The organism is Sphingomonas sp. HMP9, from assembly GCF_013374115.1.
Classification (GTDB): domain Bacteria; phylum Pseudomonadota; class Alphaproteobacteria; order Sphingomonadales; family Sphingomonadaceae; genus Sphingomonas.
Window position 1 is genome coordinate 3,471,367 of record NZ_AP022673.1, and the last position, 24,511, is coordinate 3,495,877.

At 65.3% G+C, this 24,511-nt stretch carries 19 protein-coding genes and 1 pseudogene; 10 read left to right on the forward strand and 10 right to left on the reverse strand.

What is annotated here, in order from left to right:
• Positions 1-26 precede the first annotated feature (26 nt).
• The gene (locus HMP09_RS15670; protein ID WP_176498987.1) at positions 27-1,055 is read left to right on the forward strand and encodes an IS110 family transposase; all 1,029 of its coding nucleotides are present in this window, start codon (positions 27-29) and stop codon (positions 1,053-1,055) included.
• 305 nt (positions 1,056-1,360) lie between these two features.
• Here the strand turns inward: HMP09_RS15670 and HMP09_RS15675 are convergent, their stop codons facing one another.
• The 3 genes and pseudogenes from HMP09_RS15675 to HMP09_RS15685 form a co-directional block, all read right to left on the reverse strand.
• The gene (locus HMP09_RS15675; protein ID WP_176499899.1) at positions 1,361-2,293 is read right to left on the reverse strand and encodes an IS5 family transposase; all 933 of its coding nucleotides are present in this window, start codon (positions 2,291-2,293) and stop codon (positions 1,361-1,363) included.
• Positions 2,294-2,609: 316 nt separating this feature from the next.
• Complete coding sequence (locus HMP09_RS15680) at positions 2,610-3,638, reverse strand: IS110 family transposase (RefSeq protein ID WP_176498987.1); 1,029 nt, start codon at positions 3,636-3,638, stop codon at positions 2,610-2,612.
• An 81-nt stretch (positions 3,639-3,719) separates the two neighbouring features.
• A pseudogene (locus HMP09_RS15685) lies at positions 3,720-4,658 on the reverse strand (TonB-dependent receptor plug domain-containing protein); the annotation flags it as partial.
• A gap of 324 nt (positions 4,659-4,982) precedes the next feature.
• Here HMP09_RS15685 and HMP09_RS15690 point away from each other — a divergent pair.
• Entirely contained in the window at positions 4,983-5,666 is a 684-nt protein-coding gene (locus tag HMP09_RS15690) for a SapC family protein (protein ID WP_176501130.1), read from the forward strand.
• Positions 5,666-6,676, forward strand: a complete 1,011-nt coding sequence (locus HMP09_RS15695; protein WP_176501131.1) for a cupin-like domain-containing protein — start codon at positions 5,666-5,668, stop codon at positions 6,674-6,676. The genes HMP09_RS15690 and HMP09_RS15695 overlap by 1 nt, the downstream gene beginning before the upstream one ends.
• A gap of 136 nt (positions 6,677-6,812) precedes the next feature.
• On the opposite strand, the gene HMP09_RS15700 is transcribed toward HMP09_RS15695, so the two are convergent.
• On the reverse strand, positions 6,813-7,859 hold the full coding sequence (locus tag HMP09_RS15700) for a LacI family DNA-binding transcriptional regulator (protein ID WP_232090377.1): 1,047 nt from the start codon (positions 7,857-7,859) through the stop codon (positions 6,813-6,815).
• A 344-nt stretch (positions 7,860-8,203) separates the two neighbouring features.
• Here HMP09_RS15700 and HMP09_RS15705 point away from each other — a divergent pair, with 344 nt between their 5' ends.
• Complete coding sequence (locus HMP09_RS15705) at positions 8,204-9,445, forward strand: MFS transporter (RefSeq protein ID WP_232090379.1); 1,242 nt, start codon at positions 8,204-8,206, stop codon at positions 9,443-9,445.
• Positions 9,442-11,058 carry a glycoside hydrolase family 43 protein gene (locus HMP09_RS15710; RefSeq protein WP_176501132.1) on the forward strand — a complete coding sequence of 539 codons (1,617 nt, stop codon included), beginning with the start codon at positions 9,442-9,444 and terminating at the stop codon, positions 11,056-11,058. The genes HMP09_RS15705 and HMP09_RS15710 overlap by 4 nt, the downstream gene beginning before the upstream one ends.
• 59 nt (positions 11,059-11,117) lie before the next feature.
• Here the strand turns inward: HMP09_RS15710 and HMP09_RS15715 are convergent, their stop codons facing one another.
• Together HMP09_RS15715 and HMP09_RS15720 are read right to left on the reverse strand one after the other, a co-directional pair.
• Positions 11,118-12,116: an LLM class flavin-dependent oxidoreductase gene (locus HMP09_RS15715; protein WP_176501133.1), complete on the reverse strand. Its 999-nt coding sequence runs from the start codon at positions 12,114-12,116 to the stop codon at positions 11,118-11,120.
• Positions 12,117-12,372: 256 nt separating this feature from the next.
• On the reverse strand, positions 12,373-14,664 hold the full coding sequence (locus HMP09_RS15720) for a S8 family peptidase (protein WP_232090385.1): 2,292 nt from the start codon (positions 14,662-14,664) through the stop codon (positions 12,373-12,375).
• 175 nt (positions 14,665-14,839) lie between these two features.
• Between HMP09_RS15720 and HMP09_RS15725 the strand changes: the two genes are divergently transcribed.
• The 5 genes from HMP09_RS15725 (at position 14,840) to HMP09_RS15745 (ending at position 20,234) form a co-directional block, all read left to right on the forward strand.
• Complete coding sequence (locus HMP09_RS15725; RefSeq protein WP_176501135.1) at positions 14,840-15,517, forward strand: pyrimidine 5'-nucleotidase; 678 nt, start codon at positions 14,840-14,842, stop codon at positions 15,515-15,517.
• Entirely contained in the window at positions 15,514-16,332 is an 819-nt protein-coding gene (gene dapD / locus HMP09_RS15730; RefSeq protein WP_176501136.1) for a 2,3,4,5-tetrahydropyridine-2,6-dicarboxylate N-succinyltransferase, read from the forward strand. Before HMP09_RS15725 ends, dapD begins: the two co-directional genes overlap by 4 nt.
• Positions 16,333-16,393: 61 nt before the next feature.
• Entirely contained in the window at positions 16,394-17,365 is a 972-nt protein-coding gene (gene glpX, locus HMP09_RS15735) for a class II fructose-bisphosphatase (protein ID WP_232090394.1), read from the forward strand.
• 233 nt (positions 17,366-17,598) lie between these two features.
• On the forward strand, positions 17,599-18,330 hold the full coding sequence (locus HMP09_RS15740; RefSeq protein ID WP_176501138.1) for a CPBP family intramembrane glutamic endopeptidase: 732 nt from the start codon (positions 17,599-17,601) through the stop codon (positions 18,328-18,330).
• 53 nt (positions 18,331-18,383) lie between these two features.
• On the forward strand, positions 18,384-20,234 hold the full coding sequence (locus HMP09_RS15745; protein WP_176501139.1) for a CocE/NonD family hydrolase: 1,851 nt from the start codon (positions 18,384-18,386) through the stop codon (positions 20,232-20,234).
• A gap of 139 nt (positions 20,235-20,373) precedes the next feature.
• Here HMP09_RS15745 and HMP09_RS15750 read toward each other — a convergent pair whose 3' ends face one another.
• From HMP09_RS15750 to HMP09_RS15765, 4 genes are all read right to left on the reverse strand, one after another.
• Complete coding sequence (locus HMP09_RS15750) at positions 20,374-21,135, reverse strand: ABC transporter permease (protein WP_176501140.1); 762 nt, start codon at positions 21,133-21,135, stop codon at positions 20,374-20,376.
• A complete protein-coding gene (locus HMP09_RS15755; RefSeq protein ID WP_176501141.1) occupies positions 21,132-22,061 on the reverse strand; it encodes an ABC transporter ATP-binding protein in 930 nt (309 codons plus the stop codon). Before HMP09_RS15755 ends, HMP09_RS15750 begins: the two co-directional genes overlap by 4 nt.
• Before the next feature lie 166 nt (positions 22,062-22,227).
• Positions 22,228-22,938 (reverse strand): DsbA family protein, encoded by a 711-nt coding sequence (locus HMP09_RS15760; protein ID WP_176501142.1) that lies wholly within the window; start codon positions 22,936-22,938, stop codon positions 22,228-22,230.
• The gene (locus HMP09_RS15765) at positions 22,935-24,290 is read right to left on the reverse strand and encodes a M48 family metalloprotease (protein ID WP_176501143.1); all 1,356 of its coding nucleotides are present in this window, start codon (positions 24,288-24,290) and stop codon (positions 22,935-22,937) included. Before HMP09_RS15765 ends, HMP09_RS15760 begins: the two co-directional genes overlap by 4 nt.
• Positions 24,291-24,511 lie beyond the last annotated feature (221 nt).

Below are 24,511 nucleotides of genomic sequence, written 5' to 3' on the forward strand. Positions count from 1 at the left end.
TCTTCAACTGATGGAGGAGTGCGGTGATGTCGGAGATTGTTACGATCGGACTCGATCTGGCGAAGAGAGTGTTCCAAGTCCACGGGGCTGATGGAGCGGGTCATGCGATCCTGCGCAAGAAGCTGAGCCGGGATCAGTTGCTGCCGTTCTTCAGTACGCTTCCGCCGTGCACGGTCGCGATGGAGGCTTGCGGAGGCTCGCATTTCTGGGGGCGGAAGATTGCCCTTCTGGGCCATGAGGTTCGCCTGATCCCGCCGGCGTATGTGAAGCCTTTTGTGAAGCGGCAGAAAAATGATGCGGCGGACGCCGAGGCGATCTGCGAGGCGGCGCAACGCCCATCGATGCGCTTCGTGCCGGTGAAGAGCGAAGAGGTACAGGGAGCTGCCTCGGTGTTCCGGGTCAGGGAGTTGATGATCCGGCAGCGCACCCAGGCGATTAACGCCTTGCGCGGCCATTTGACAGAGTTCGGCAAGGTGGTGCCCAAAGGCGCTGCAAATATCTCCCGCCTGATTGCCATTGTGGATGATCCGGACAGCGGCCTGCCTGCTCAGGCTGTTGCGACATTCCGGGTGCTTGTCGACGCGCTCGTCGGCCTCGACGCGCAGATCGAGAAGCTGAACGCCGAAATCACCCATCGCGCTAAAGAGAATGAAGTCGCGCAAAGGTTGATGACGATCCCCGGCATCGGTCCCCTGATCGCCACAGCCATCGCGGTGCTGGCCCCACCACCGGAGACGTTCCGTCGCGGCCGCGATTTCGCGGCCTGGCTCGGCCTCGTGCCGCGACAACACTCAACGGGCGGCAAGCAACGCCTTGGGGCAACGACGAAGATGGGCGAGCGATCCCTGCGCCGCCTCCTGATCATCGGGGCCAACAGCGTCATCATCAAACGGAGTGTCCATCAGGCAGCTCGACCGGGCACCTGGCTGGCAGGAATGCTGTCGCGCAAGCCGTCGATGCTCGTCCGTGTCGCGCTGGCCAACAAGATGGCGCGCGTCGCCTGGGCGTTGATGATCAAGGGTGAAAGTTACCGGGCTCCGGCTGCGGCGGCATAAGCCGACCGTCAGTCGCGAGGCGTCGGAGCGTACGAGGGCAAGGAGCAGTTTGGCGCAACGGTCGTGAGACGGGGATCGGGAAAACCAGTTTGCAACAGAGTGCCTTCGAGCACGCGGCTTTGATCTGGACCCGACCTGCGAACACCATACGGGCCCGCGGCAGTTGTAAGGCCGCATCATGAGGCCGGACATATGTCAGCACCCGACACGCGCCACAACGAGTTTCAAAAACCCTCTTGCGTATGGGGCGGTTACATATGTTGCATAACGCCTCGAGAGCATGACCGCCCTTTTACTTGAAGATATTATGCGATGCGGACAGTGATCGGCGTTCCCATCTTGGAGAAGCGATTGAGGATTGCAGCACGGACTTTGAGCTCGGTGATCTGACGATCGAAGGTACGAGCCACAACGCGTTGGCTCAGGAGTTTGAAGCAGTGCATTTTGGTCTCGGCCAGACTGCGGCGATGATAGCCGCTCCACTTCTTCCAGATAGCGCGGCCAAGGCGCTTTGTAGCGCGTAGCGCTTCATTGCGACCATCGACGCCAGGACCGTCTTTCGTCCATGGTTGCCCGTTGCGACGGACCGGAATGACCGCCTCTGCACCACGTTTGGCAATGGCAGCATGGCACGCCCTTGTATCGTAAGCGCCATCTCCGCTGACGCTGAGTATCTGCTCGTCCTGCGGGATCTGCGCCAGTAGATTTGGCAGCGTCGGCGCATCGCCGACGGCATTCGTCGTGACTTCGATGGCCCGGATATCCAGCGTTGCCGCGTCGATCCCCAGATGCACCTTGCGCCACTGGCGGCGGTAGGAGGCGCCATGCTTGCGCGTCTTCCACTCACCTTCACCCGTCATCTTAATGCCTGTGCTGTCGACCAGAAGGCGCAGGCCGCCTGAACTAGGTCGCCCGCCAAGCTCGACGACCAACGTCTTCTGCCGTCGGCATAGCGTCGTATAATCCGGCACCGGCCAGTCCAGCCCGGCAAGCTTGATCAGGCTAGCCACCAACCCTGTCACTTGCCGCAAAGGCAGATTGAACAGCGATTTCAGCGTCAGGCAGAGCTCAATCGCGCTGTCCGAAAATCGCATCGGCCGACCAGGACGACCGCACGGCTTCGACAGCCAGTGCATCTGCGGATCAAACCAAATTTCCAGTGACCCGCGCCGCTTCAGCGCTGCATTATACTCCGGCCAGTTCATCGTGCGGTATTTCGGTGCGGCAGGTTTGGACATCGCGCCCATCTATCTCGCTCGATTCCCTCGGGGAATCCCCAGCGTCAGTTTTGCAACATATGTAACCGCCCCATACGCAAGAGGGTTTTTGAAACTCGTTGTGGCGCGTGTCGGGTGCTGACATATGTCCGGCCTCATGATGCGGCCTTACAACTGCCGCGGGCCCGTATGGTGTTCGCAGGTCGGGTCCAGATCAAAGCCGCGTGCTCGAAGGCACTCTGTTGCAAACTGGTTTTCCCGATCCCCGTCTCACGACCGTTGCGCCAAACTGCTCCTTGCCCTCGTACGCTCCGACGCCTCGCGACTGACGGTCGGCTTATGCCGCCGCAGCCGGAGCCCGGTAACTTTCACCCTTGATCATCAACGCCCAGGCGACGCGCGCCATCTTGTTGGCCAGCGCGACACGGACGAGCATCGACGGCTTGCGCGACAGCATTCCTGCCAGCCAGGTGCCCGGTCGAGCTGCCTGATGGACACTCCGTTTGATGATGACGCTGTTGGCCCCGATGATCAGGAGGCGGCGCAGGGATCGCTCGCCCATCTTCGTCGTTGCCCCAAGGCGTTGCTTGCCGCCCGTTGAGTGTTGTCGCGGCACGAGGCCGAGCCAGGCCGCGAAATCGCGGCCGCGACGGAACGTCTCCGGTGGTGGGGCCAGCACCGCGATGGCTGTGGCGATCAGGGGACCGATGCCGGGGATCGTCATCAACCTTTGCGCGACTTCATTCTCTTTAGCGCGATGGGTGATTTCGGCGTTCAGCTTCTCGATCTGCGCGTCGAGGCCGACGAGCGCGTCGACAAGCACCCGGAATGTCGCAACAGCCTGAGCAGGCAGGCCGCTGTCCGGATCATCCACAATGGCAATCAGGCGGGAGATATTTGCAGCGCCTTTGGGCACCACCTTGCCGAACTCTGTCAAATGGCCGCGCAAGGCGTTAATCGCCTGGGTGCGCTGCCGGATCATCAACTCCCTGACCCGGAACACCGAGGCAGCTCCCTGTACCTCTTCGCTCTTCACCGGCACGAAGCGCATCGATGGGCGTTGCGCCGCCTCGCAGATCGCCTCGGCGTCCGCCGCATCATTTTTCTGCCGCTTCACAAAAGGCTTCACATACGCCGGCGGGATCAGGCGAACCTCATGGCCCAGAAGGGCAATCTTCCGCCCCCAGAAATGCGAGCCTCCGCAAGCCTCCATCGCGACCGTGCACGGCGGAAGCGTACTGAAGAACGGCAGCAACTGATCCCGGCTCAGCTTCTTGCGCAGGATCGCATGACCCGCTCCATCAGCCCCGTGGACTTGGAACACTCTCTTCGCCAGATCGAGTCCGATCGTAACAATCTCCGACATCACCGCACTCCTCCATCAGTTGAAGACCCCCGTTTCCACTTTAATGCCGTCGGGGGGCGGTTACATCATCAAAGCCACGCGCTGCTGTTCGGCGCCATATTGTTGCGGGAACCAGCCCGGCAGGTTCTGCCGGTTGTTCGGATTGGCATAACCTGCCGACGCAGTGTCGCTGGTCGGGGCGCAGGCCCCGGTGCTGCCGGCGAGCTGGCACGGCGCGAAGTTCCCGCCCGGCCAACCGGACACGTACACGCGGTTGGTATCGGTCTTACGCTGCGTGTAAATCACGTCCGCCAAGACGCCGAACGTCTCGTCCTTGTTCGTGCTGCTGATCAGGAGACCAGCGGTCGGCGCGATCTTGCCCGAGCGTTCCTGGATCGAACCAGAGCCAGATGCGGCAAGGCGGAAGCCGGGATGATCGAACGGCTTCGGGAATTGGATGTCCACCGTCGCACCGATCGAACTCGATGACAGAGTGACGTCGGGCGTCTTCAGAACGCTGAGCTGGCCAATGAAGTCGACGCCGACGGTGCTGAAATCGATCTGGCGACCGCCGGTCGCGGTCGAGATACGACGACCATCATACAGCGTCGTATTGAAGTCGTTGCCAAAGCCGCGCACGGCGATGCCCGTCGGTTCACCCCGCGAGCCGGAGCGCACGATCGTCACGCCAGGCAGGCGCTGCAAAGCGGCGGCGACATTCGAATCGGGGAACTTGCCGATGTCTTCGGCCGAGATGACGTCGACGACGCCGGAAGACGTGCGCTTCAGGTCGAGGTTGCGCTGGAGCGACCCGCGCAAGCCTGTGACGATGATGTCGTCGCTCTGCGGTGCGCTACCCTGGACCGTGTTGCCCTGCGACGCGTCGGGCGCGGTCGCGAGATCCTGCGGCTGTCCGGCCTCCGATGCGGTCGTCGTATTCGCAGTCGTCGGCACCGCTGGCTGCGGTGCGGTCGGCTGCGTGGTAGTGCTGTTTTGAAGATTGCCCTGATCCTGCGCCATAGCCGGGATCGACCACATCATCGCCAGTACGCTGGTCGCGCAGGCGAGAGCGCTCGATGGGTGGGCCAGTCCCCGAAAGCCGAAAGCGCGCGTTGTGGTGGTCACGGTCAAACATCCCCTCATGCGACGCCGCACCGCCCTTCTTTTGAGAGGCGTAAGCGACAAAATTACTCCGACGATCGAATCATGCGCGTTCCCGCACCGTCTCGATCCTCTACGGTAGCGCTCACAATAATCACGCCGCGGCCCAATGCAAGCAATTGTATGAGTGGTCGCGACGACGCTTTGCAACCGGCGCCGCATGTGCGATCTCACGAGCAAGAAGACTGCACGGAGGGAGACGGGATGCCGATCTGGGAGATGCTGAGCCATGCACAGCATGCGGCGTTGCGCGTATCGCGCGCGCATGATGGCGAGCGGCAATTCGCGCAGATCGTTGCGGATGAATTCCTCCAAGCCGCACCATATTACGCGATCCTCTTCACGAAACACCCGGAGACCGGCGCCTTTTACGCAGGTGTCGTGATGGGTCTGGAGCCGGGGCGCAACCTGATGACGGTAAAGGGTGCGTCGCCCGATTACCGGCCTGCCGACCTCGAACGGCAAGGCTTCTACATCGCCGACGGGCAGTTGGTCGTCGACCGCGAACACGGCGTTTTCACCGCGCCGGACGGCCAGCTCTTGTTCGACATGAACGGTGAGGCAGCGCTACCACTCAAGCGCGTCCAGCAGGCCCTGCATGTCCTCCAGTCCGGCATTCCCGAGACGGATGCGATGATCGAGCGCTTTCTCAAGCACCGCCTGCTCGAGCCGATCGACGTGACGATGCACTTCGATGATGGCGAACACCTGACCCTTGAAGGGCTTTACACCGTCAGCCTCGACGCGTTGCATGCGCTGACTGATGCCGCGGTGCTCGATCTGTTTCGCCGCGGCGACCTGCAACTCGCCTATGCGCAGGCCGGATCGGTCCGCCACCTGCGCACGCTCGGCCGGATTCGGAACAACCGTCTGGTGGACATCGGCTGATGGTTCACGAAGCGTCTGCCGATGCGTTGCGCGATCCGGAGAGGTTCCGGGCCGAGGTGATGACGCGGTGCGAGCCGGCGGTGCTGCGCGGTGTGGCGCGCGATTGGCCCATGCTGTCGGGTGTGGCGAAGGGTGCGGCACTCGACGGCGTCGTGGAGCAGCTTCGCCGTTTCGACATCGGCAAGCTCGCCGACGTGTTCGTCGGCAAGCCCGAGATCGGCGCGCGGTACAATTACGACGCGTCGATGGCCGGGTTCAATTTCGACCGCACCACGCTGCCGTTCGGCGACGCGCTGACCCGGATCCTCGACAGTGCGGCGGACCCCGACCGAGCCAGCATGTACATGGGATCGATGACGGCGGAGACGTATTTCCCCGGCATTGAGGAGACGACGCGCCTGCCGTTCGTGCCGCCCGCGGTACGGCCCCGGTTCTGGGTCGGACACGCATCGACGGTCGCCTGCCACTACGACACGATGGACAATGTCGCGTGCGTCGCGGCGGGGCGTCGGCGTTTCACGCTGTTCCCGCCCGATGCGATCCGCGACCTGTATGTCGGACCGATCGATCACACGCTCGCCGGCCAGCCGATCAGCCTCGCGGTCGGCAGCGACCCGGGGGATCCGCGCTTCCCTCGGTTCGAAAACGCCCGCGATCGCGCACTGGTCGTCGAACTCGAGCCCGGCGACGCGCTCTACGTGCCGAAACTCTGGTGGCATCAGGTCGAGGCGGTCGGCGACGTCAATGTCCTGGTCAATTTCTGGTGGGACGGGTTCAGCGCGGGGCCGGACCAGCCCTATACCGCGATGCTGTTGTCGCTCCTGACGATCGCCGAACGCCCGCCGGCCGAGCGCGCGGCGTGGCGGGCGTGGTTCGATCATTATGTGTTCCGTCCGGACGGACATCCGCTGGCGTTCCTCCCGCCCGAACGCCACGGCGTGCTAGCGGCGTCGAAGGAGGCTCACGGACGTATCCGCACGCTGGTGATGCGGTTGCTGCGGGGCGGTTGAGTTTGCGCGGGGCGGGTATTTCAATGTCTACTAACGTCACCACGTAATACTTCGTCGGGAGTGCGGCGGAGTCAGTACTCATACTATCGATAGAGCTAGGTCGAGGCTGTCGAAGTTAACAGAACGGCAGGCGGCGCTAAGACGCGGCGTCGTCCTGCGGCGGCGACGTGGACTGTCGCTTGACGATTTCGTGGTCCAGCACCCGGTCGGTACGTTTGACGGGGGTCCTCGATGGCGTAGCGATCTCCGCAACCAGCAGGCCGAGCGCTTCCGCCGCGAGTCGGCGGACCGGCTGGTGCACCGTCGTCAGCGGCGGCCACAGCATCACTGCCGCGGTGGTATCGTCGAACCCGACGACCGTCAGCTCACGTGGTACGTCCAACTGGCGTCGGTGCGCCACCGACACGACGGCAGCGGCCATGTCGTCGTTGCTTGCGAAGATGGCGGTGGGAGGCGGATCGGCCTGTAGCAACTGATCTCCGGCAGCGAGCCCGGAGGCGAAGCTGAAATCGCCTTGCGCGACCGTCGCGCGAATGCCCGGATGTTCGCGAACCGCGGCGTAAAAGCCGTCGAGCCGCTTGAGGCTGGCGACCTGATCGGGGTTGCCGACGACGAAGCCGAGACGGCGGTGGCCCAGCGCGATCAGCGCGCGGGTCATCTCGTACGCCGCGAGACGATCGTCGATACGGACGCAGATCACGTCGTCGACACCGTGTGCACCAACCGCCGCTACCGGTACGCGCGCCTTGCGCAACACGTCGAGGACCGCCGCGGACTCGCTTAACGGCGGCGCGCAGATCAGGCCGGAGATGCCCGACGCGACCAGCTCCTCCAGCGCGGCGGGGCTCGGCGGGCGGCCGTCTTCGCCCTTCAGCAGGATCAGGCGTGCGCCTCGGATCGATGCCTCCTCGAACACGCCGGTGAGGAAATCGCTCATGAACGCGGCACTGGGGTTGGCGTAGATCACGCCGATCTTCAGTTCGGTCGACGTGACCAGACTGCGCGCGGCGAGGTTCGGCGTGTAGCCGAGCGACGTTATCGCATCCTGCACGCTGGCGCGCGTCGTCGGATCGACGCTGGCGCGGCCGTTGATGACGCGCGACACCGTCATCGGCGATACCCCGGCCCGGGCGGCGACATCGATGATCGTCGGGCTGCGCGGGCGCCGAGCGCGTTCCTTCACACCGATCCCTTCAACCCTGCCCCACGACCGTCACGTCAAACTCTACAGTCCGAACCATGCACATCAATTCGACCTAGACCTTTGGCCCTGCGATGCAAGTTGGTCGGGTCTCGACCGTTTTCTTGTTAGTCGGCGTAATCTATCCTGCGATGCGCCGCCGCCAGTCGATGCCGAAGAGCGGGTCGGTGTCGTCTACAGGAATGGTGCGCCAAGCGGACGACACGGCAAAACCGGCGGTTAAACCGACCCGCCGAGCGTCCAGCGCTTTTTCTGAAACAGCAATGCTTGCCTAAGCCGAGCATCGACGGCTACCACGACATGATAACGTTACCGGGGGGGTGAGGGTGCGGCGCTTCACGAATATCCGCTGGACCATCATCGGCCTGTTCGTTGTGGCGATGGTCATCAACTATCTCACGCGCAGCGTGCTCGGCGTCGCGGCGCCGGCGATCATGGCCGAACAGCATATCAGCGCCGCGCAATATTCCTGGATCACCGGCGCGTTCCAGATCGGCATCATGTTCCAGCCGCTGGCCGGCTATGTGCTCGACGTGGTCGGGCTGAAGATCGGCTTCACGCTGTTCGTCACGCTCTGGTCGCTGATTACGATGGCGCATGGGCTGGCGAGCGGCTGGATGGGATTTGCCGGGCTGCGCGGTGCTTTGGGGCTGGTGGAGGGATCGGCGCAACCGGCGGGGATGAAGCTGGTCGCCGAATGGTTTCCGGCCCGTGAGCGCGGCGTCGCGGGCGGCATCTACCAGATCGGCGCTTCGTTCGGGGCGGTGTTCGCGCCGCCGCTGGTCGCCTGGGCGGTACTCAACCATAGCTGGCGGGCCGCCTTCTTCATCGCGGGCGCACTTGGACTGGTGTGGGTGATCGGCTGGCTGCTCTGGTATGCGCCGCCCGCCAAGCACCGACGGCTGTCGCCGGCCGAGCATACGCTGATCGTCGCGGGACAGGAGGCGTCGCTCGCAACGCATCGCAAGCGGCCGCCGCTAGGCGAACTTTTGCGACGTCGTAATCTGTGGGCGATCGCCGCGGCGCGGTTCCTCGCCGATCCGGTGTGGGGCATGTTGTCGTTCTGGATGCCGCTATACCTCGTGCAGGTACGACATTTCGATCTCGGCCAGATCGCGATGTTCGCGTGGCTGCCGTTCCTGGCGGCGGATCTCGGATGCCTGTTCGGGCCGATCGTGGTGGCGTGGCTGCAACGGCGCGGCGTCGACCTGATCGATGCGCGGCGTGGCGCCTTCACGGTGGGCGCGGTGCTGATGACGGGCATGATGTTCGTCGGCACCGTGACCAGCCCGATCGCGGCGATCGCACTGCTGTGCCTCGGCGGCTTCGCGCACCAGACGCTGTCGGTGACCGTCATCACGCTGTCGTCGGACCTATTCCCGCAGGACCAGGTCGCGACCGCGACGGGAATGTCGGGCACCGCCGCCAATCTCGGCGTCCTGATCTTCACACTGGTGCTCGGATCGATGGTCGCGGAGGTCGGCTATCAACCGTTCTTCATTCTTCTCGGACTGCTCGACTTGCTGGGCGCCGCACTCCTCTGGGTCCTGATACGAAAGCCCGCATGACCATTCGAAACCCGATCCTTCCCGGCTTTAATCCGGACCCTTCGATCGTTCGCGTCGGCGACGATTATTATGTCGCGACCTCGACCTTCGAATGGTATCCCGGCGTCCAGATCCACCATTCGCGCGATCTAGTGAACTGGCGACTAGTGACTCGGCCGCTCACTCGCGCGAGCCAGCTGGACATGCGCGGCAACCCGGATTCCTGCGGGGTCTGGGCACCCGACCTGAGCCATGTCAATGACCAGTTTTACCTGATCTACACCGACGTTAAGCGCTACGGCCAGACCACGATCGACGGTGCTCGAGGGGCGTCGCTGCGCGATTTCCACAATTACTGGGTCACGTCCGAGCATATCGACGGGCCCTGGTCCGATCCCGTCCATCTCAACAGCAGCGGGTTCGACCCAGCGTTGTTCCACGACGATGACGGGCGGAGCTGGCTGCTGAACATGCTGTGGGACCACCGGCCGGGGGGGCGTCGTTTCGCCGGGATCGTCGTGCAGGAAATCGACCTTGCGACTGGCGGCTTGCTTGGCGACCGTCGACTGATCTTCGAGGGTACGTCGCTCGGGTTCACCGAGGGTCCGCATCTCTACAAGCGCGACGGCTGGTATCATCTGCTGGTCGCGGAAGGCGGCACCGAGCGCAACCATGCCGTCGTGATGGCGCGGTCGCGGTCGCTGTTCGGCCCGTATGCGGTACATCCCGATGGCCCGGTACTGACCGCGGCGGGCAAGCAGGATGTGCCGTTGCAACGAACCGGCCACGGCGATCTGGTCGAAACGCCGACCGGTGAAACCTGGATGGTGTATCTGTGCGGGCGGCCGCTGCCTGTCAGCGACCGGTGCGTGCTAGGACGCGAGACCGCGATCCAGCCGATGCGATGGGGCAAGGACGGCTGGCTGCGGACGCTTGACGGAGACGCGAGCCCGGTGCTGGCCGTGGAGAAGACCACGCGGTCGGCCCCTCCCGAACCGCGACGCGATCGTAGCGTGTTCGATACCGCGGTGCTGCCAGAGGCCTTCCAATGGCTTCGCACGCCGGACGCCGATCGGTTGTTCAGCCTCACCGCGCGGCCCGGCTATCTGCGCCTGTACGGCCGCGAGACGATCGGGAGCCATTTTACGCAGTCGCTGGTCGCACGCTGGCAGCAGGCGTTCGCCTATGCCGCCGAAACATGCGTCACATTCGACCCGCGTACCTTCCAGCAGGCGGCGGGGCTGGTCTGCTACTATAACTCGACCAAGTTCCACTACCTTCACGTTACGGTCGACGATGATGGCCGGCGCGTGCTTCAAGTGCTGTCGGCGATCCCGACTCCGCTCGGCAGCAGCGTGATGACGCAGCCGACCGCAATCGACGCGGGACCGATCGGACTGCGGGTCGAGGTGGATCACGAAAGCCTTCGCTTCGGATACCGGTGTGCCGGATCAAGCGCCTGGACATGGCTACCTGAGCGGTTCGACGCGAGTATCCTGTCTGACGAGGCAACTTTGCCGGGCCTGCCCAACTTCACCGGCGCCTTTGTCGGCATGGCATGCCAGGATATGTCGGGCGCGGGAGAGCCGGCGGACTTTAGCTATTTCGAGTATGTCGAAGGCGGTGATGCCTAAACGGACAGGCGGAACGTGGCACAAATCCGCGTTCCGCCGTCGAGACCATGGCTCCGACGTTACGCCGCGATCTTTAGATCCTGCATCACGTCGGCCGTTATCGAGAGGCTCCGCTTGCGGGCTTCGTGGTCGTAGATCGCGCTGGTCACCATGACCTCGTCAACGCCGGTCCGTTCGACGAACGCCGCGATCCCGCGCGCGACCTTGGCGGGGCTGCCGACCGCCGAGCACTGCAGCACATGGTCAAGGATCTGGTTGCCTTGCGCGCCGAGGGACTCGCGATAGCCGGCGAGGGGCGGCTTCATCTTGCCGGGGTTGCCGGTGCGAAGCGCCACAAACGACTGCTGCTGCGAACTGGCGAGCAGCTCGGCCTCCGCATCGGTCTCGGCCGCGAAGACGTTGAAACCCGCCATGGCATGGGGCTTGGAAAGACGCGCCGAGGGGCGGAAATCGCGGCGATAGATCGCAAGCGCGGCATCGAGCGCGTCGGGCGCGAAATGCGAGGCGAACGCGTAAGGCAGCCCGAGCGCGGCGGCCAATTGCGCGCCAAACGTGCTGGAGCCGAGGATCCACATGGCGACGTCTGCGCCCGCACCCGGGGTGGCGACGATGCCGGTCTGGCCGTCGTTCGCGAAATAACTCTGGAGCTCCATCACGTCCTGCGGGAAGGCGTTGGCGTCGGTCTCCAGCGTGCGGCGCATCGCGCGCGCGACGCGCTGGTCGGACCCGGGAGCTCGGCCGAGACCCAGGTCGATGCGGCCGGGGAACAATGCGTCGAGCGTGCCGAACTGCTCAGCGATCGTCAGCGGCGCGTGGTTGGGAAGCATGATGCCACCTGAGCCGACGCGGATCGTGCTGGTCGCCGCGGCGATGTGCGCGATCACGACTGCGGTCGCGGCGGAGGCGATCCCGGTCATGCCGTGATGTTCGGCGACCCAATAGCGCTGGAAACCGACGTTTTCAGCGTGGCGCGCGAGGTCGGCAGCGTTGGCCAGCGATTGGGAGACGGTGCCGCCTTCGATAACGGGGACCAGATCGAGCAGGGAATAGCGTGTCATGTCGCACGAGATAGGTACCGAACGGTAGCTTATCCAGTGCTGGCGTCGGATTGGGGTATGGGCGGGGGGCTGTCGTGGATCGCCGTTCTGGCGCCCGGCCGTTCTCGTGGCTAACCGTCACCCTGGCATTCTGCCCGTCGTCCTGACGCTTCCCCCGTCATCCTGACGACAGTCAGGACCCAGAGCCAAGAACGGCACCGCCCGAAACCCTGGGTCCGGACTGTCGTCAGGATGACGACTTGGGGAGGGCTGGGCGTCAGAACCCAACGCTATACCGCATCGCCATGCCGTAATCGTTGGGCAGCGCGGCGAAGTTGCCAGGGTCGCGGCGCCAGAACAGGTTGGTGTCGAGGCCACCGCCGAACGCGGGGACACCGTAGCGCATCTCGACATCGAGTTCGCGGCCCTGCGGCGCGAGGTTGAGGCGTTGGGTGGTCCAGTCGGTGACGGTGCCGCTGGTATAGTCGAAATAGGTCGGGAGCCCGAGGTCGATGCCGCCGTGGGCTACGCGCAATGGTTGCGCGACGCGCAGGCCGAGCGTGTCGTGGCCGAACACCCCGTCCTTGCCGATGTCGGCAGCGAACGCATTGGTGCGGACGAGGCCATCGCCGCTGAGCCCGCCGCGGACGACGGCGCGCGTCCAGCCCTGGCGCATCGCGCCGCCGATGCTCCAGCCGGCGCCGGTCTCGAACCGCGCCTTCGTGTCCACGAACCACGTTGCCGCCCGTGTCGCGCCAAGTGCGGTGTCGAAGCGCGCGCCGAGGACGGTGTCGCGTTCGTCCATCCGGGTGGCGGCGACCATCGTCGACAGCGCGCCGACCCGCCGGTCGATCGTCAGCGAGGCGCGGTTGTAGCCCGATCGCTGCCAGCGGTCGCGGAGGCGAAGGTCGTCGTCACGTTGCGTAAGGACGTCGCCAGTCTCGATCCCTGCGGTAAAGCCGAACCCGCCAACGCTCTGCCGCATCGCGCTCGACGCCCGCGCGGTGTTGTCGAAGCCCATGCCGCCGGTGTTGGCGATCAGGAAGGCGGGTTCGGACTGCCCCGACAATTGTGCGCTGAGCGCGTTCGCGCCTTGCGCGAACCCGAAGCCGAACGACAGCGTGCTGCCCAGCTTTTGCGTGACCATCCCAGCGATCGCGCGTGCGCTGGACGCGTCGGCGCTCGACAGCGAGGTGCGGTCGAGCGCGACGTCGCCGTTCGCGCGCGGGGCGAGCGTCATCGATACGGTCAAGCCGCCTTGCGCCAACGCGACCGTGCGGAACCGCGACTGGAGCGCGCCGCCGAGCGAGCGGTCCGGGCTTCGGCGGGCGATCGTCCTGGCGAGGTCGATCGCGAACGCGCGGCTGTAGCCGTCGAGGATGACTGCGCCGAGCTCACCCTGCGCGGCATCGCCCATCGGGGCGGATAGGCTGGCGTTGCCGATCGTCGAGACGACCGCTTTCGATCCTGCGATCGAAGTTGCGCCGAGCGGCTGGAACGCACGCGTCAGGTCGAGCACGCCGTTGCCGTAGACCGAATCGACACCCGGCGCGCCGAGATCGCGTGCGCTCTTGAACAGGATGTCGACGATCTGCGCGCCCGTGAGGTTGGGGAAGGCCTGCGCCAGCAGCGCGACCGCGCCGGATATCTGCGGCGCAGCGAACGAGGTGCCGGACCAGAGATAGGCGGTGTCGGTCTGATCGGGCGCGCGGACGCTTTCGCCGACCGCGGTCAGGAAGTGCGCGGCGCCGGTGCCAGCGCGGTCGCTGAAGGTGGAGATGCCGTCGCTTGCGCCGACCGAGCCGGCAATGATGACCTGGTTGCGGCCTTGCGCCTCGCCGGCGACGGTGGTGAACGGATCGGGATTGACCGAGCCGTCATTGCCCGCAGCGATCACGACGACCAACCCGGCAGCTGTTGCGCGGCCGATCGCGTCCTTCAGACTTTGCGGCATTTCCGATCCGCCTAGCGATATGTTGACGACCTTCGCGCCTGCGGTGCGTGCCGCATCGAGCCCGCGTGTGATCGCATCGGTGCCGAACTTGCACCCCGTATCCTCGTCGTCCTTGCTCGCGGTGGCGCAGGTGCCGGGGCGGTCGGCGCGCAGCACGATCAGCGTCGCGTCGAATGCCACGCCGTGCGAGCCCGCACCGTTCCTCCGCCCTGCCAGCGTGAAGGCGACGGCGGTACCGTGACCGCCTTCGTCGTCGATCGTGGCATTGCCGGCGACGTCCTGCGAGGCGGACGAGACGCGGGTGCCGAATTCCTGGCTTTGCAGATCGATGCCGCTGTCGATCACGCCGACGCCGATTCCCTGGCCGGTTGCACCGACGGTATAGGCAGCAAGCGCGTTCATCGAGACCGCGCCGACGGTCGCGCGGTATTCGCTGGTGTCGTTGCTGGACGGCGTCGGGGTTGGCGCGGGCGTCGGGGCTGGCGTGGGGGTAGGGGCTGGCGTGGGGGTAGGGGGCGGAACCGGCGTCGGAGTGGGAGCCGCGGGCGGGACTGGTGTGCCGTTGACGCCTCCACCACCGCCCCCGCACGCCGCGAGCAGCAGGCCACCTGCCATCGCTGCCGATCTCAGTAGCCCCGCGCTTGTGCCGTGCATCCGACCCGCCCTTTTGTAATTTTCCGTAACATACTGGAATGCAAAGACTTACGCGATCGTAAACATCGGCGCTCGACGTCTGACGTGTCGCAGCCCGCTTGTCGCCGCACGCGGCGGTCCGTAGAGGTTCCGGCCGATGCTTGCCCGCCTTGACCCCCGCCTCGACCATGTCCGCAACTGGATCTTCGATCTCGACAACACGCTGTATCCGGCGAGCGCGAACCTATTCGCGCAGGTGGATGCGCGGATGACCGGGTTCATCCAGGATCTGCTCGGGCTCGATCACGCCGAAGCGCGGCGCGTGCAGAAGGGGTATTTCCACAACCACGGCACGACATTGTCGGGGTTGATGACCGAGCATCATGTCGATCCGCACGCGTTTCTCGCGCATGTCCACGATATCGAGATGGACGTGATCGAGCACGACGCGCCTTTGGTCGCGGCGATCGCGAAGCTGCCGGGGCGCAAGCTCGTCTTCACCAATGGCGACACGCCGTACGCGACTCGGATCCTCGACCGGCTGGGGTTGAGCGAGAGCTTCGAGGCGATCCACGACATCCATGCGATGAACCTGATGCCCAAGCCGCATGCGTCGGCCTATGCCGGGTTCTGCGCGGCGTTCGATATTGACCCGCGCGAGTCGCTGTTCGCGGACGACATGGCGCGCAACCTGACGCCGGCCAAGGCGATCGGGATGACGACGGTGTGGATCGACAACGGCTCCGAACAGTCGCCCGACGCAGCGCGCGATCACATCGATTTTACCGTGCCGGTGCTCGCACCATGGCTCGAAACCATCCTGGAGACATCATGACCTTGCAGACCATCATCGACGCCGCCTGGGACGATCGCGCGAACCTCGGGCTGGAGACGAAGGGCGAGATTCGTGATGCCGTGGAGTCCGCACTGGCGATGCTCGATGCGGGCACGGCGCGCGTTGCCGAGCCGACGGCAGATGGCTGGCAGGTCAACCAATGGCTCAAGAAGGCGGTGCTGCTGTCGTTCCGGCTTAACGATAACGTCGTGATCGACGGCGGATCGGGCGGCGCGCCTGCGTTCGACAAGGTGCCGTCGAAGTTCGCCGGCTGGGGCGAGGCGGAGTTCCGCGCGGCGGGGATCCGGGTCGTACCGGGCGCGGTCGCGCGTCGGGGCAGCTTCATCGCCAAGGGCGCGATCCTGATGCCGAGCTTCGTCAATATCGGCGCGTATGTCGGCGAGGGCACGATGGTCGATGCCTGGGCGACCGTCGGGTCGTGCGCGCAGATCGGCAAGAACGTCCATCTGTCGGGCGGCGCCGGTATCGGCGGCGTGCTCGAGCCGCTCCAGGCCGACCCGGTGATCATCGGCGACGGCGCGTTCATCGGCGCGCGTGCCGAAGTCGCGGAGGGCGTCCGCGTCGGCGAGGGCGCGGTGCTGTCGATGGGCGTGTATCTTGGCGCATCGACCAAGATCATCGACCGCGCGACCGGCGAGGTCTTCAAGGGCGAAGTGCCGCCTTATGCCGTCGTCGTGCCGGGCTCGATCGGCGGCGGGGACGGCAAGCCTGCGTTGTACTGCGCAGTGATCGTCAAGCGCGTCGATGCGCAAACTCGTTCCAAAACCTCGATCAACGACCTTCTGAGGGACTGATCGGGTCGACAACCGGATGGGGGCTGCCTATCCGGGACGAAACATACCGAGGAGAAATATTTTGACCGCAGCCGCCAGCCAGGTTCTCGACCGCGTTCTCGTCCTTGAAATGGTCCGCGTGACCGAAGCGGCGGCGATCGCCGCCTCCACGCTCGTCGGGCGCGGTGACGAGAAGGCGGCGGATGCGGCCGCGGTCGAGGCGATGCGCGAGGCGCTCAACTCGCTGTACATGGACGGCACCGTCGTGATCGGCGAGGGCGAGCGCGACGAGGCGCCGATGCTGTTCATCGGCGAGAAGGTGGGCTCGGCGATCGGCAAGGGCCCGAAGATCGACATCGCGCTCGATCCGCTCGAAGGCACCACGATCTGCGCGACTGCGGGTCCGAACAGCCTCGCCGTGCTGGCGATCGCCGAAGAGGGCGGGCTGCTCAACGCACCCGACGTCTATATGGACAAGATCGCGGTCGGCCCGGGCTATCCCGAGGGCATCATCGATCTAGACAAGACGCCGACCGAGAACATCACTGCCGTCGCCGCCGCCAAGGGCGTGCCGGCGCGCGACCTGATCGTGTGCGTGCTCGACCGGCCGCGTCACGAAGCGTTGATCGCCGAACTGCGCCAGGTCGGCTGTGGGATCATGCTGATCGGTGACGGCGACGTCGCCGGCGTGATCGCGACGTCGGATCCCGAGACCACGGTCGACGTGTACATGGGCTCCGGCGGCGCGCCCGAAGGCGTGCTGGCCTGCGCGGCGCTGCGCTGCGTCGGCGGGCAGTTCAAGGGTCGGTTGCTGTTCCGCAACGACGACGAGCGAGGCCGTGCGGCGAAGTGGGGGATCACCGATCTCGACAAGCAGTATGACCTGTCCGAGCTGGCCAAGGGCGACTGCATCTTCGCGGCGACGGGCGTGACCGATGGCTCGCTGCTGGCGGGCGTGAAGCGGAAGAAGGGCAAGATGACGACCGAAAGCGTGGTGATGCGCGCGTCTTCGGGGACGGTGCGCTGGGTCAAGGGCGAGCATCGGACCGATTGATTTGGCCGCTTCGCGTAGTATGTAAGCACCGCCGCGGCGGAGGCCGGGGTCTAATTGGGGAACGTTGCTGACGAAGCGATGCGCTTCGTTAGCAACGTTCCGTTTGGGCCCCGGCCTTCGCCGGGGGGAGTGCTCGGTCACGGTGGTGAACCAAGCACATGTGTCCCCGCGAAGGCGGGGACCCAGACTCGGCTCTCGCCTTCGCGGGAGAACAAGGTCAGCGAGGTACGCGCATGATCCTGCCCAACGCCCTCCTCCTCGTCACGATCATGAGCCTCGTCTGGTTCCTCAAGGGCGATCTCCTCGGCTACCGCCGCATCAAGCGCCTCCCCGACACTGCCTCGCGCCAGAAGACCTACCGCCTGTGGATTGCCAAGGCCGCGATCGCCTTCGTCCTGCCGGCTATCATCGGGCTCACGCTAGTGGGCAGGCTGGATGCCCTCGTTATCGTTCCCCCCGAGTTCGACGCTCTCCGCAGGCTCCTGCCAAGCCTTGCCGGCGACAGCCGCGCGGACATGCTCGCCACGATCGGCGGCAGCGCCCTTGGTGGTCTCGTCATCGGTACGGTCCTGGCGACGCGGCGTAAGTGGCGTTTCCTCAGGACGATCGGCAACATCGGATCGCTGCTCCCGCGTAACCGGCCTGAGCTCGCGCACGCCGCCGCCATGTCGATCGCGGCGGGCGTTTCCGAGGAGCTCGCCTTCCGCCTGTTCCTGCCGCTGCTGGTCGCGCTCGTCACCGGCAACGCGGTCGTCGCGTTCGGTGTCGCGATCGCGGCGTTCGGCGCGATGCACCTGTATCAGGGGCGGGCAGGCGTGATCGCGACCACGCTCGTCGGCGCGCTGATGGCGGCGATCTACCTGATGACCGGCGAGCTGTGGCTGGCGATGAGCCTGCACGCGCTGATCGATCTCAATTCGCTGGTTTTGCGCCCGGCGCTGACTGGAGCGTGGCGCGCGGCTTGACTTCGCGGGCGCGGGTTCGTCCAATCGCGCCACGGTTCACGAAGGGGTCCATCATGTCACGCCACGCCCTCCTGCTTGCCCTGGCGATTACCGCGGCGCTGCCCCGCGCAACCGTCGCGCAGATCGCCCCGCAAACCTCGACGCAATCGCCGTTCACCTATGAAGAGGTGATGGTGCCGATGCGCGACGGTGCGAAGTTGCAGACCGTCATCATGCGGCCACGCGGGATGACTGCACCGCTGCCGATCCTGCTCCAGCGAACGCCGTACGGCGTGCCCGATGCGCCGTTCCCCGACGCCAACCGCTTCGCCCCGCTGATGAAGGACGGCTATGTGTTCGTCTTCCAATCGATGCGCGGGCGGTTCAAGTCCGACGGTGTCTTCACACTGTCGACCGCGGTGCATCCGGGTGATCCGAAGGCCGTGGACGAGGCAACGGATGCGTACGACACCGTCGGCTGGCTGGTAAAGAACATACCGGCCAACACCGGCAAGGTCGGCATGTGGGGCGTGTCGTATCCCGGTTTCGCCGCCGCGGTCGCGCTGGCGAACCCACATCCGGCGCTCAAGGCCGTGTCCCCGCAAGCGGCGTGGATCGATTACTGGCAGTCGGACGACCTGCACCGCAACGGCGCGCTGCGGCTGAGCTATGCAACCGACTGGGTGTCGTCGCTGCAACTCGACAAGACGAAGAATTCGGATTTCTCGTATCCGAGCGACACGTACGAGTATTTCCTCAAGGCAGGCTCGGCGGAGGCGATCGACCGTACCGTGTTCAAGGGACGCGTGCCGATGTTCACGTCGCTGCTCGATCACCCGAACCACGACGGCTTCTATACCGCACAGCGCTGGACCGACTCGCTGGGCAAGACGACGGTGCCGACACTGAACGTCGCGGGGTTTTGGGATCAGGAGGACCCGTGGGGTTCCTGGCAGATCTACGCGAGGCAAAAGCGCAACGACCCGAACCATCTGGCGCAGATGGTGGCGGGGCCTTGGCGGCATGGCGGGTGGCAGGGCGTGGCGGATCATCTGGGGCCGATCCCGATCGGAACGCCGAGCGGCACGCAGTTCCAGGAGCAGATCCAGGCACCGTTCTTCGCCTATTGGCTGCATGGCAGGGGGCCGCGGCCCGACTTTGCCGCCAAGATGTTCCAGTCGGGATCGAACGCGTGGAAGACCTATGCCGCGTGGCCGCCGGCGGGGACGAAGCAGACCGACCTGTATCTGCATGCCGATGGCAGCCTGTCGTTCACCGCGCCGGCGGCAGGCGAGGGGTGTCGCGACTATGTGTCCGATCCGGCCAACCCGGTGCCGTTCCGCCGGCGGCCGATGTCGGCGACCTATGCCAGCCCCGATTGGTCATGGTGGGAGGCGGACGACCAGCGCTTCGTCGATCATCGCCCCGATGTGCTCGGCTATGTGTCCGAACCGCTCGCCGCGGACCTGACCGTGACGGGTGCGCTGTCAGCAACGTTGCAGGCATCGACGAGCGGGACGGACAGCGATTTCGTGGTGAAGCTGATCGACGTGCTGCCCGACGATACCGCGCCGTTCGACGGCCGGACCGCGCAGCCGGGGGACTATGCGAGAACGCTCAACGGCTATCAGCTGCCGATCGCGATGGAGGTGCGGCGCGGGCGGTTCCTGGCCAGCGACACCGCGCCGAAGCCGCTGGTGCCGGGCGAGGTCGTAGCGTGGGACGTGCCGCTGCGCGACCATGACCATGTGTTCAAGGCGGGGCACCGGATCATGGTGCAGGTCCAGTCGAGCTGGTTCCCGATGATCGACCGCAACCCGCAGTCGTTCGTGGCGAATATCGGGCGGGCAAAGGCGGGCGATTACGTGAAGGCGACGCAGAAGGTCTGTGCGGGGTCGCGGGTTACGCTGCCGGTGATGCGATAAGATTGAGTATTACTGCACTTCCCCGGCGGATGCCGGGGCCCAGTTGGGAAGGTCAAGGTAACGAAGCGCAGTCCCCCGATGGCCAAGTCCCCCAACTGGACCCCGGCCTTCGCCGGGGAGGTGCTCTAGGGCGTCGAGGTCAGTTTTTCATCCGCCAGCCGGTCTTGAAGATCAGCGCGATGACGATGAGGCATGCGGCGAGGAAACCTGCCGTCACCGCGAGGCTGATCCCAACTGCCACGTCGCCCTGCCCGAAGAAGCTCCAGCGGAAACCGCTGATGAGATAGACGACCGGGTTGAACAGGCTGACGGTGCGCCAGGGCTGGGGCAGCATGTCGATCGAGTAGAACGCGCCGCCGAGGAAGGTGAGCGGCGTGATCAGCAACGCGGGGACGAAGTTCAGCTGTTCGAACCCGTTCGCCCAGACGCCGATGATGAACCCGAACAGGCTGAACGCAATCGCGGTCAGCACCAGGAATGCAATCATCGCGAGCGGATGCTCGATCCGCAGATCCACGAAGAACGACGCGGTCGCCAGGATGATAAGCCCGAGGATCACCGACTTGGTGGTCGCTGCGCCAACATAGCCGATCACCATCTCCATCGCGGAGACAGGCGCGGACAGGAGCTCGTAGATCGTGCCGGTGAATTTGGGGAAGTAGATTCCGATCGACGCGTTCGAGATGCTCTGCGTGAGCAGCGACAGCATGATCAGGCCGGGAACGATGAAGCTGCCATAGCCGACGCCGCCGACCTGCTGCATCCGGCTGCCGATCGCACCGCCGAAGACGATGAAATACAGCGAGGTGGTGAGGACGGGGGTGACGAGGCTCTGCCACAAGGTGCGCAGCGCACGCGCCATTTCGAAGCGATAGATCGCCCAGATGCCATGCGTATTCATGCGCGCTCTCCGACGAGATCGACGAAGATGTCTTCGAGGCTCGATTTGCTGGTTTCGAGATCCTTGAAGCCGATGCCGAGTTCGGCGAGCTTTCGGAGCAGCGAGGGAATACCGGTGTGATCGGCCTGCGCGTCGAACACATAGCGCAGGCGCTTGCCGTCGTCCTGTAGCGACACGTCCCAGTCTGCCAGTTCGGCGGGGATCACGGTCATCGAATCCTGGAGCGCCACGTCGAGTTCGCGCTTGCCGAGCTGCTTCATCAGCGCCGCCTTGTCGTCGACCAGCAGCAGCTTGCCCTTGTTGATGACGCCGACGCGGTCGGCCATCTCCTCGGCCTCCTCGATATAATGCGTCGTCAGGATGATCGTCGTGCCGCCTTCGCGCAGGCGGTGGACGAGCTTCCACATGTCGCGGCGCAGCGCCACGTCGACGCCGGCTGTCGGTTCGTCGAGGAAGAGGATCTCGGGCTCGTGGCTGAGCGCCTTGGCGATCAGCACGCGGCGCTTCATCCCGCCCGACAGTTCCATGATCTTGGCATGGCGCTTGTCCCACAGCGACAGGTCGCGGAGCACTTGCTCGATATACGCGCTGTGGCCCGAGCGGCCGAACAGCCGGCGGCTGAAGGTGACGGTGGCGAGCACCGTCTCGAACATGTCGACGTTGAGTTCCTGCGGCACGAGGCCGATGCGGCTGCGCGCCTGCTTATAGTCGCGGATCGCGTCATAGCCCGCGACCTTGATCGTGCCGGCCGACGGCGTGACGATGCCGCAGATGATGCTGATCAGTGTCGTCTTGCCCGCGCCGTTGGGGCCGAGGAGGGCGAAGATCTCGCCCTTGCGGATATCGAGATCGACGGGATGGAGCGCGGTGGTGCCGCTCTTGTAGGTCTTGGTGACGCCCGCGACGGACAGGATCGGTTCGGTCATTGGCACCCCTTTTTTGTCAGGGCGGATGTGGGGGTGATGCCCGCCTATTGATAGGGGCGGGCTGCTCAAATCCCGTCATCCTGGGCTCGACCCAGGATCCAGAGCCATGCGCGTTCCGCTTGTGGCTCTGGATCCTGACTTTCGTCAGGATGACGGGGTGGGTGGTTTAGCCGGCCCGCGCGGCGGCTACCGCCTTTTGCAGGTCCTCTAGCGGCAGCGCGCCCGACAGGACGCGGTCGCCGACGACCCAGCTCGGCGTGCCGGTCATGCCGAGTTTGGCGGCGGTTTCCATGTTCTTGGCGATCTCGGCGTCGGCGGTCTTGGTGAAGCCTGGCTGGGAGAGGTCGACCCCGGCCTTGCCCGCCGCTGCGGCGATCGAGGCGTCGCTGACCGGGCCGCCGGCATAGAGCGCGTCGTGGAAGGGGGCGAACTTGCCCTGTTGCGCGGCGGCCAGGCTCGCGCGCGCGGCGATGCGGCTCTCCGCGCTGAGGATCGGGAGTTCGCGGAAGACGACGCGGACCTTGGGGTCGGCGGCGATCAGCTTGGCGATCATCGGCAGGCTCGCGCGGCAATAGCCGCAATTATAGTCGAAATACTCGACCAGCGTGACGTCGCCCTTGGGATTGCCGGCCCAGGCGCTGCCGAACGGCGTGAGAATCGCGTCGCGGTTCGCGGTGACGGTCTTGCCCGACTCGCGGTCGCGCAGCTTCTCCATCGCCTCGGGGAGGATTTCGGGGTGCGCCAGCACATAGTCGTGGACGATCGATTCGACCTGCGCGCGCTCGACGCCGCCGCCCTGGCGGTCGAAACCCCAGACCGCGAGGCCGCCGATGAGGGCGCCGGCGACGGCTATGGCCGGGAAAGTGAATTTGCTCATTTGCGGCGCTTATACTGCTTGGGGTTGTCGTCCATCTCGTTCTGCGCGGCCATCGCAATATCCTGCGCGCGGATCCAGTCGGTGGTGTTGGCGGGGATGTTGGCGAGCGCATATTGCGCGCTGGCCGACGCGGTCCGCATGTCGCCGCCCATGCTCGCGCGTTCGGCGGTGGCGAGCGCGGCGCGCGCGGTGTCGCCGGTCAGTTCGTACACCGTGCCGAGCTGCATCCAGGCGAACGGGTTCTGGTCGTCGCGGCCGACCGCGGTACGCAGGACGCGAGTCGCCTCGGGATAGTTCGCCTTGTTCTCGGTCGCGATCAGCGCGTGGCCAAAGGTGGTGGCGATCAGCGGGTTGTTGCGCGAGCCTTCGGTCGCTTCGCGCAGCGGCACGAGTGAATCGACCGGCTTGCCCGCCTCGAGCAGGATCTGGCCCTTGATCTCGAGGAAATAGGGGTCGGTCGGCTCGGCCTTTACTAGCGCGTTCGCCTCGGCGTCGGCTTTCTCGGGATAGCCGGCTTTGTGATAGGCATAGGCGCGAGCGTAGTGCGCGTAGATCGACTGGTTGCTGGGCGGGAAGGCCTGCAGCGTCTGGTCGGCGGGCAGGACATAGCCGGCGAGCTTGGCCTTCACGCGGCGGAAGCGTTCCTCCAGCGTGGCATCGGGCTTGTTGGCCCAGGCGGGCGAGGCTTGCAGATCGGCGGTGAGCGTCGCGACGCGTTCGCCCGAGAGCGGGTGCGACTGCATGAACGGATCGATGTTCGCGGTGCCGAAGCGATATTCCTGCTGCTGCAGCTTCTTGAAGAAGCTGAGCATGCCGCGGCCCGAGACGTTGGCCTCGCGCAGGAATTTCGCGCCGGTCGCGTCAGCGGTCGATTCCTGGACTCGGCTGAACGAGAGGTAGCTGCCCATTGCCGCCTGCTGTCCCGCGGCCATGATGCCAGCGCCTGCTTCGCCGCTGCCCGCGGCCATCGCGGCGAGGCCGAGGACCATCGAAAGCAGGTACATGCCCATGGCGGGCTTGGTCCCGCGGTCGGCGAGGACGACATGGCCGTCGGCGATGTGGCCGAGTTCGTGCGCGATCACGCCCTGGACTTCGTTGGCGTTGTCCGCGGCCTGGATCAGCCCTGAGTGGACGTAGACGGTCTGTCCGCCCGCAACGAACGCGTTGATCGACTCGTCGTTGATCAGGACGACCTTCACGTCGCGCGTCGAGAGCCCGGCGGCCTTGACGAGCGGGTTCGACATCTCTGCGAACATCGTCTCGGTCTCGGCGTCGCGGAGGATCGACTGCGCTTGGAGGGGTTGGGTCCAGAGGAGGAGGGCGGTGGCTGCGGCGGCTACGAAGCGCTTCATTTCACGGGTTATCGTTGATTGGGGGCGGGGGGGCAATGGGCCTGCGGCCGGGCGTGCGGCAGAGTGAAGTATAGAAAGTATAGACGCTGGGAGTGGTTCTTGCGGGGTTGGTGGGGAGTGCGGGTGGCATTGGAGGAGGGGAGCAGGATTTGGTTGTGTAGGACAGGGGTTCGAGGGGGCGGAGGGGGCTGGTTGGGGCGCGTCGTGCTGCTTTCCCTCCC

Excerpts from the sequence above, each read along its gene's own strand:
- HMP09_RS15760 (WP_176501142.1), bottom strand. The coding sequence starts at position 22,938 with ATGAGCAAATTCACTTTCCCGGCCATAGCCGTCGCCGGCGCCCTCATC.
- HMP09_RS15680 (WP_176498987.1), bottom strand. The coding sequence starts at position 3,638 with ATGTCGGAGATTGTTACGATCGGACTCGATCTGGCGAAGAGAGTGTTC.
- HMP09_RS15715 (WP_176501133.1), bottom strand. The coding sequence starts at position 12,116 with ATGACACGCTATTCCCTGCTCGATCTGGTCCCCGTTATCGAAGGCGGC.
- dapD (WP_176501136.1), top strand. The coding sequence starts at position 15,514 with ATGACCTTGCAGACCATCATCGACGCCGCCTGGGACGATCGCGCGAAC.
- HMP09_RS15720 (WP_232090385.1), bottom strand. The coding sequence starts at position 14,664 with ATGGCAGGTGGCCTGCTGCTCGCGGCGTGCGGGGGCGGTGGTGGAGGC.
- HMP09_RS15750 (WP_176501140.1), bottom strand. The coding sequence starts at position 21,135 with ATGAATACGCATGGCATCTGGGCGATCTATCGCTTCGAAATGGCGCGT.
- HMP09_RS15690 (WP_176501130.1), top strand. The coding sequence starts at position 4,983 with ATGCCGATCTGGGAGATGCTGAGCCATGCACAGCATGCGGCGTTGCGC.
- HMP09_RS15710 (WP_176501132.1), top strand. The coding sequence starts at position 9,442 with ATGACCATTCGAAACCCGATCCTTCCCGGCTTTAATCCGGACCCTTCG.
- HMP09_RS15670 (WP_176498987.1), top strand. The coding sequence starts at position 27 with ATGTCGGAGATTGTTACGATCGGACTCGATCTGGCGAAGAGAGTGTTC.
- HMP09_RS15745 (WP_176501139.1), top strand. The coding sequence starts at position 18,384 with ATGTCACGCCACGCCCTCCTGCTTGCCCTGGCGATTACCGCGGCGCTG.
- HMP09_RS15765 (WP_176501143.1), bottom strand. The coding sequence starts at position 24,290 with ATGAAGCGCTTCGTAGCCGCCGCAGCCACCGCCCTCCTCCTCTGGACC.
- HMP09_RS15755 (WP_176501141.1), bottom strand. The coding sequence starts at position 22,061 with ATGACCGAACCGATCCTGTCCGTCGCGGGCGTCACCAAGACCTACAAG.
- HMP09_RS15695 (WP_176501131.1), top strand. The coding sequence starts at position 5,666 with ATGGTTCACGAAGCGTCTGCCGATGCGTTGCGCGATCCGGAGAGGTTC.
- HMP09_RS15725 (WP_176501135.1), top strand. The coding sequence starts at position 14,840 with ATGCTTGCCCGCCTTGACCCCCGCCTCGACCATGTCCGCAACTGGATC.
- HMP09_RS15740 (WP_176501138.1), top strand. The coding sequence starts at position 17,599 with ATGATCCTGCCCAACGCCCTCCTCCTCGTCACGATCATGAGCCTCGTC.
- HMP09_RS15675 (WP_176499899.1), bottom strand. The coding sequence starts at position 2,293 with ATGTCCAAACCTGCCGCACCGAAATACCGCACGATGAACTGGCCGGAG.